General features: G+C 72.8%; 9 protein-coding genes. All 9 read right to left on the reverse strand.

The window, feature by feature from the left end; all coding sequences use genetic code 11:
- Positions 1–23: 23 nt before the first annotated feature.
- Positions 24–1,073 (reverse strand): prolipoprotein diacylglyceryl transferase, encoded by a 1,050-nt coding sequence (gene lgt, locus BZZ08_RS32810; protein WP_104635839.1) that lies wholly within the window; start codon positions 1,071–1,073, stop codon positions 24–26.
- A 76-nt stretch (positions 1,074–1,149) separates the two neighbouring features.
- A complete protein-coding gene (locus tag BZZ08_RS32815; protein ID WP_198601832.1) occupies positions 1,150–1,923 on the reverse strand; it encodes a DsbA family protein in 774 nt (257 codons plus the stop codon).
- 100 nt (positions 1,924–2,023) lie between these two features.
- Positions 2,024–2,839: a tryptophan synthase subunit alpha gene (gene trpA / locus BZZ08_RS32820; RefSeq protein WP_104635841.1), complete on the reverse strand. Its 816-nt coding sequence runs from the start codon at positions 2,837–2,839 to the stop codon at positions 2,024–2,026.
- Entirely contained in the window at positions 2,836–4,119 is a 1,284-nt protein-coding gene (gene trpB / locus BZZ08_RS32825; protein WP_104635842.1) for a tryptophan synthase subunit beta, read from the reverse strand. The genes trpA and trpB overlap by 4 nt, the downstream gene beginning before the upstream one ends.
- A 106-nt stretch (positions 4,120–4,225) precedes the next feature.
- The gene (gene trpM, locus BZZ08_RS32830) at positions 4,226–4,399 is read right to left on the reverse strand and encodes a tryptophan biosynthesis modulator TrpM (RefSeq protein ID WP_104635843.1); all 174 of its coding nucleotides are present in this window, start codon (positions 4,397–4,399) and stop codon (positions 4,226–4,228) included.
- Positions 4,400–4,419: 20 nt separating this feature from the next.
- Positions 4,420–5,229 (reverse strand): indole-3-glycerol phosphate synthase TrpC, encoded by an 810-nt coding sequence (gene trpC / locus BZZ08_RS32835; RefSeq protein ID WP_104635844.1) that lies wholly within the window; start codon positions 5,227–5,229, stop codon positions 4,420–4,422.
- Positions 5,230–5,346: 117 nt separating this feature from the next.
- Entirely contained in the window at positions 5,347–5,769 is a 423-nt protein-coding gene (locus tag BZZ08_RS32840; RefSeq protein ID WP_198601833.1) for a DUF2752 domain-containing protein, read from the reverse strand.
- Positions 5,770–5,899: 130 nt separating this feature from the next.
- Entirely contained in the window at positions 5,900–6,151 is a 252-nt protein-coding gene (locus BZZ08_RS32845) for an HGxxPAAW family protein (protein ID WP_104635846.1), read from the reverse strand.
- A gap of 119 nt (positions 6,152–6,270) precedes the next feature.
- Positions 6,271–6,649 (reverse strand): TIGR02234 family membrane protein (locus BZZ08_RS32850; protein WP_104635847.1); only part of this gene is annotated, 379 nt, incomplete at its 5' end.

The raw sequence follows: 6,649 nt of genomic DNA on the forward strand, positions 1-6,649 counted from the left end.
GGCGGCGTACGTGGTGGGCGGGGTCAGCCCTTCTTCGCGGAGTCGGCGCCGTCCTTCACGGCCTCGGCGTCCTTCGCGTCCTCCGGGTCGTGCGTGTCCTCGGTGGTCCCGGTGGCCTTGGTGAGGTCGGGGGCACCGGTCTTCCCGGCGGTGTCCGCGTCGTCCGCGCCGTCGGTTCCGGCGTCCGCGGAGGCGGCCCCCGTGTCCTGCTTCGCGTCCTTCTCCCCGTCGGCCCCGGCGTCACCGGCGGCGGGCTCCGCGCCCGGCTCCACCTCGGCCTCCCGGCCCGGCCGCTTCCGCGCCGAGAGCACCATGTACAGCACGGCGAGCAGGAACACGAAGAGCGCGGTCCAGTTGTTCAGGCGCAGGCCGAGGATGTGGTGGGCGTCGTCGACGCGCATGTACTCGATCCAGAACCGGCCCGCGCAGTACGCCGCCACGTACAGGGCGAAGGCGCGCCCGTGACCGAGCGTGAAGCGGCGGTCGGCCCAGATGACGAGCAGCGCGACACCGATGCACCACAGCGACTCGTACAGGAAGGTCGGGTGGTAGGTGCCCGGCAGCCGTCCGTCGGCCGTCGAGGTGATCTCCACGGCCCACGGCAGGTCGGTCGCCTTGCCGTACAGCTCCTGGTTGAACCAGTTGCCCCAGCGGCCGATGGCCTGCGCGAGGGCGATGCCGGGGGCGACGGCGTCGGCGTACGCGGGCATCGGGACGCCCCGGCGCCGGGCCCCGATCCAGGCGCCCACCGCGCCGAACGCGATCGCGCCCCAGATGCCGAGTCCGCCCTCCCAGATCTTGAAGGCGTCGACCCAGTCACGGCCCTCGCTGAAGTACAGCTGGTAGTCCGTGATCACGTGGTAGAGGCGCCCGCCGATCAGGCCGAAGGGAACGGCCCAGACCGCGATGTCGGCCACCGTGCCGGGCCGCCCGCCCCGGGCGATCCAGCGCTTGTTGCCGAGCCAGACGGCAACGAAGACGCCGATGATGATGCAGAACGCGTAGCCGCGCAGCGGGATGGGGCCGAGGTGCAGCACCCCGCGCGACGGGCTGGGAATGAAGGCAAGTTCCATGGCAGGGTCGACGCTACCGTGTCGGACGGGGGCCGCGGTGGGCAGCCCGGCTACGGGTCCGTAACGAGCGGGCGCGCTACTTGTTGGCGTCCTCCACCATCCGCTTGAGCTTGGCGGGGGTCATGGAGCGGTCCTGGTAGATGTTCTTGCCGTCCAGGAGGACCGTCGGGGTGCCGCTGAAGCCGCCGTTCTGGAAGGCCTTGTTGGACTTCTCCACCCAGCTGTTGTGCTTGCCGTTCTTCACGCACTCCTGGAACAGGGTGGTGTCGAGGCCGTCGACCTTGCCCGCCAGGTCGAGCAGCTTGTTCTCGTCGGCGAAGGCGTCGTCGGTCTCCGGCGGCTGGTTGTCGTACAGCACGTCGTGGTACGGGGGGAACTTTCCGGCGTCCTGGGCGCAGGCCGCGGCGTTGGCCGCCTTGCGCGAGCCGGTGCCGCCCATGTTGCCGTCGATGATGGTCGCGAGGTGGTACTCGACCTTGAGCTGCCCGGCGTCGGTCAGCTCGTGAACGGTGTTGCGGTACGCCAGCTCGAAGGCCTTGCAGGCCGGGCAGCGGAAGTCCTCCCAGACGGTGAGCGTCGACTTGGCGCTCTCCTTGCCGACGGGGATCGCCAGGCCGTCCTTGCCCTGCGCCCCCGAGGGGGCCACGACCGGACCGGCCGACTCGCCGCCGTCGTCCTTGCCCGCGTTCGCGGCGACCACGCCGATCACCGCCGCGAGTCCCAGCACGCAGACCACGCTCGCGCCGACGATCAGCGCGCGGCGGCGCTTGTCCCTGGACTTCTGCTTCTCGCGCTCGGCCGCCAGCTTCTCGCGGGCGCCGCGCTTTCCCTGTCGGTTCTTCTCGCTCACACCCCGCAGAACGAACCGGGGAGGCGCAGCGCGCCTCCCCGGTCCCAGGTCCACTCGTACGAGGGACCTCTGTCCTGTGCCCGGCCATCACGGCCCGGGGTCACGCCTGTCCGCGCACGCCCTTCGCCAGGTCGGCGGCGAGCGCGCGGACGCCCTCGAGACCGGCCGCGTCGTCGGGCGCGTCCAGCATCCGCTTGACGAACGCCGAGCCGACGATCACGCCGTCGGCGAACCGCGCGACCTCGGCGGCCTGCACGGCGTTGGAGACGCCGAGGCCGACGCAGACCGGGGTGTCGGTGGTGGTGCGGGTGCGCCGCACCAGGTCCTCGGCCTGCGCCCCGACCGACTCGCGGGTGCCGGTGACACCCATGAGGGAGGCCGCGTAGACGAAGCCGCTGCCGGCCGCGGTGATCTCGGCGAGGCGCGCGTCCCTGCTGCTGGGCGCGACCACGAAGACCGTGGCCAGGCCGTGCTTGTCGGCGTGCTCCCGCCACAGCGCCGACTCCTGGACGGGCAGGTCGGGCAGGATGCACCCGGCGCCGCCCGCCTCGGCCAGCTCGGCGGTGAAGCGCTCCACGCCGTAGCGGTCGATCGGGTTCCAGTACGTCATGACGAGGATCGGCTTGCCGGTGGCCTCGTGCGCCTCGCGGACCGTGCGCATCACGTCGGCGATCTTCACGCCGCCGCGCAGGGCGATGTCGTCGGCGGTCTGGATCACCGGGCCGTCGAGCACCGGGTCGCTGTGCGGCAGGCCCACCTCGACGATGTCGGCGCCGCCGTCGAGCGCGGCCTTGACCGCCTCGATGCCGCCCGTGACGGTCGGGAACCCGGCCGGCAGGTAGGCGATCAGGGCGGCGCGACCCTCGGACCTGGCGGCCGCGAGGGTGTCGTCCAGCAGCTGTACGTTCCCGCTCACTTGGCGTCCCCCTCGATCTCCGCGGCGCCGGTCTCGTCGGCGGCGACCTCGGCGTCGGTGTCGTACAGCCCGAAGTAGCGGGCGGCGGTGTCCATGTCCTTGTCGCCGCGGCCGGACAGGTTGACCACGATCAGCCCGTCCTTGCCCAGCTCCTTGCCGACCTCCAGGGCGCCGGCCAGCGCGTGGGCGCTCTCGATGGCCGGGATGATGCCCTCGGTGCGCGACAGCAGGCGCAGGGCCTGCATGGCGGCGTCGTCGGTGACCGCGCGGTACTCGCCGCGGCCGGAGTCCTTGAGGTAGGAGTGCTCGGGGCCGATGCCCGGGTAGTCCAGGCCGGCCGAGATCGAGTACGGCTCGGTGATCTGGCCCTCGTCGTCCTGGAGGACGTAGGACCGGGAGCCGTGCAGGATGCCGGGCTCGCCCGCGGTCAGGGTGGCCGCGTGCTCGCCGGTCTCGACGCCGTGCCCGGCGGGTTCGCAGCCGATGAGGCGGACGTCCGCGTCGGGGATGAAGGCGTGGAAAAGGCCGATGGCGTTGGAGCCGCCGCCGACGCAGGCGATCGCGGCGTCCGGCAGGCGTCCGGCCTGCTCCAGGAGCTGGCGGCGGGCCTCGACGCCGATGACCCGGTGGAAGTCGCGGACCATCGCCGGGAAGGGGTGGGGACCTGCGACGGTGCCGAACAGGTAGTGGGTGCGGTCGACGTTGGCGACCCAGTCGCGGAACGCCTCGTTGATGGCGTCCTTCAGCGTGCGGCTGCCGGACTTCACGGCGATGACCTCGGCGCCGAGCATGCGCATGCGGGCCACGTTGAGGGCCTGTCGCCGGGTGTCGATCTCGCCCATGTAGATGGTGCAGTCGAGGCCGAAGAGGGCGCAGGCGGTGGCCGTGGCCACGCCGTGCTGGCCGGCGCCGGTCTCGGCGATGACGCGGGTCTTGCCCATGCGCTTGGTGAGCAGGGCCTGGCCGAGCACGTTGTTGATCTTGTGCGAGCCGGTGTGGTTCAGGTCCTCGCGCTTGAGGAAGACCCGGGCGCCGCCGGCGTGCTCGGCGAAGCGGGGGACCTCGGTGAGGGAGGACGGGCGGCCCGTGTAGTGGGCGAGCAGGTCGTCCAGTTCGCGGGCGAACTCCGGGTCGGACTTGGCCTTGTCGTACTCGACGGCGACCTCGTCGACCGCCGCGACGAGGGCCTCGGGGATGAACTTGCCCCCGAAGGCGCCGAAGTAGCCCTCGGCGGAGGGGACTTGGCCCTCCGGATCGGGAATGAAGAAGGTGCTGGGCATGCGGAACCTCACGGTGAGTGTCTGGCAGGGACTAATCGCCGTGGGGGCGGGGACTGTGTTGTCGGCTACGGACCGGCTGTGGCCGGTCGCGCCGTCCCCCGCGCCCCTACGTGGGCTGGTGCCATCGCATGCCGTTGACCTGGCCCGGTTCGTCGCCGATGACGTACCGCACCCGGCGGCCGTGGACCCGGCGGGCGGGGGCTCGGCAGCCGCGGGGGCGGCAGCCGCGCGCCAGGCGCGCGTAGGGGTCCCGGGGCACCGGGACGAGCGGGAGCGTCATGGGGGTCAGCCTACCGGGGGTCAGCCCCGGCCGTGGCGGAGTGCGGGATGTTCGCCGGCCGCCACCAGGTCGGAGACCGCCGTCTTGGGGTCGCGGCCGGTGACCAGGGACTCGCCGACCAGGACGGCGTCGGCGCCCTCGTTGGCGTAGGCGATGAGGTCGTGCGGGCCGCGGACGCCGGACTCGGCGACCTTGACGATGTGCGCGGGGATCTCCGGGGCGACCCGTTCGAACGTGCCGCGGTCGACCTCGAGCGTCTTCAGGTTGCGCGCGTTGACGCCGATGATCTTGGCCCCCGCGTCCACCGCGCGCTCGACCTCGTCCTCGTCGTGCACCTCGACCAGCGGGGTGAGGCCGATGGACTCGGCGCGCTCGATCAGCGACTCCAGGGCCGGCTGTTCGAGGGCCGCGACGATCAGCAGCACGAGGTCGGCACCGTGGGCGCGGGCCTCCCACAGCTGGTACGAGGTGACGACGAAGTCCTTGCGCAGCACGGGGATGTCCACGCGCGCGCGGACCGAGTCCAGGTCGGCCAGCGAGCCGCCGAAGCGGCGCTCCTCGGTGAGGACGGAGATGACGGCGGCGCCGCCCGCCTCGTAGTCGGCGGCGAGCCCGGCCGGGTCGGCGATGGCCGCGAGCGCGCCCTTGGAGGGGCTGGAGCGCTTGACCTCGCAGATGACCTTGACGCCGTCGCCGCGCAGCGCGGACACGCCGTCCTTGGCGGGGCGGGCCTTGGCCGCGCGCTCCTTGAGCTCGTCGAGGCCGACGCGCGCCTGCCGCTCCGCGAGGTCGGCACGGACTCCGTCGATGATCTCGTCGAGCACACTCACGCGAGCGGCCCCCTTTCAGACGGCAAAACGTGTGGTCACTGTGATGGTATCCGGAGCCGGGCACCGGCCCCGCATCCGGCCGATCCGGGTCCCACTACGTGGACGTTCCGTGGATGGTCAAGGGAGGAGCCAGCCACCGAACGGCAGGTTCCGGACAACGGTGAAGACCAGCAGCAACGTCCCCAGCGTCCACAGGTGGACCGGTCCGAGGTCGATGCGCACCGGACGGCCCCGGGCCGCGCGGATCACCCAGACGGTCCACAGGACGGCGAAGCCCAGGTAGGCGAGGACCGCGGGGGCGTTGGCGTGCAGCGCGGCGGTCAGGTCGCCGTGGACGAAGGCGTGGGCGCTGCGCAGGCCTCCGCAGCCGGGGCAGTAGACGCCCGTGAAACGCAGCAGGGGGCAGACGGGGTAGTGGCCGGGCTCGTAGGGGTCCACGCTGCCCACGTAGGCGAAGGCCCCGGCGACGGCCGCGAGCACTCCGGCCGGGACGGCCAGGCGCAGGGCCGCGCCGCGGGGCGGGAGGGTGCCGGTGCGCATGGGTTTCCCGCTCTCGACGTCCACGCCCGCATTCTGCCCCTGGCGGCCCCCGCGCGCACGTGAGGGGCGGTCTCCGGCACCCTTGTGCCGGTCCGCCCCTCAGGAGGTCCGTGACCGCCGTGCCCGGTGGTCAGCCCTTGGCGCCGGCCTCCGCGCGCTCGCCGCTGACCTGGTGCACGGGGTGGTTCTGCTTCGGCTGGCCGAGGCCCATCATCTTCATGACGTAGCCGACGACACCACCGAGGAGCACGACCGCCAGGCCGGCCCAGAAGCCCCACGGCTGGGCGGCCACCATGAACATGCCCGCGATGCAGAAACCGATGAAGGAGATGATGACACCGGTCCAGGCGGCCGGGGTGTGACCGTGGCTGCTGCCCGCCATTGCTTGCTCCTCGTTGCTGTGTGCCATGTCTGAGCAGGACGCTCGCACCCATTGTCCCGCACGGGGGCACGCGCCGTGAGCGGGGGTGCTCCGGCGGGTGAACCCGGGTCCGGAGGCGGTCAGGCGCTGGTGGGATCCTCGCCGCGGTCGATGGCCTTCCACAGGTCCTCGGGGCGGTCCGGGTCGACGGTCTGCGGCCTGCGGCTCGGGCGCGGAGTGCCGTCGCGCTCGTAGCGGCCGGACATCGCGGGCCACTGGCGGCCGTAGCGCAGCGCGAGCAGCCCGGCCAGCAGGAGCAGCGCGCCGCCCACGGCCGCGACGTACGGCCACGCGGTGTGGGAGAGCGCGTCGACGGTGGCCGAGGTGTCACCGGCCGCCTTCGCGGCCTGGTCGTCCAGGGCCGAGCTGTCGGAGGCGCCCGCCAGCGCGGCGGCGACGGTGCCCGCGCCGCTGAGCGCGAGCACGGCGGCGACGGCGAAGCGGCCGGCGCGGCGGACG

Source organism: Streptomyces sp. MH60 (genome assembly GCF_002939385.1).
In the GTDB taxonomy this organism is placed as follows: Bacteria; Actinomycetota; Actinomycetes; order Streptomycetales; family Streptomycetaceae; genus Streptomyces.

Bases quoted from the DNA above. Each gene is read 5' to 3' on its own strand.
- lgt (WP_104635839.1), bottom strand. From the start codon at position 1,073: ATGGAACTTGCCTTCATTCCCAGCCCGTCGCGCGGGGTGCTGCACCTC.
- trpB (WP_104635842.1), bottom strand. From the start codon at position 4,119: ATGCCCAGCACCTTCTTCATTCCCGATCCGGAGGGCCAAGTCCCCTCC.
- trpM (WP_104635843.1), bottom strand. From the start codon at position 4,399: ATGACGCTCCCGCTCGTCCCGGTGCCCCGGGACCCCTACGCGCGCCTG.
- BZZ08_RS32840 (WP_198601833.1), bottom strand. From the start codon at position 5,769: ATGCGCACCGGCACCCTCCCGCCCCGCGGCGCGGCCCTGCGCCTGGCC.
- BZZ08_RS32845 (WP_104635846.1), bottom strand. From the start codon at position 6,151: ATGGCGGGCAGCAGCCACGGTCACACCCCGGCCGCCTGGACCGGTGTC.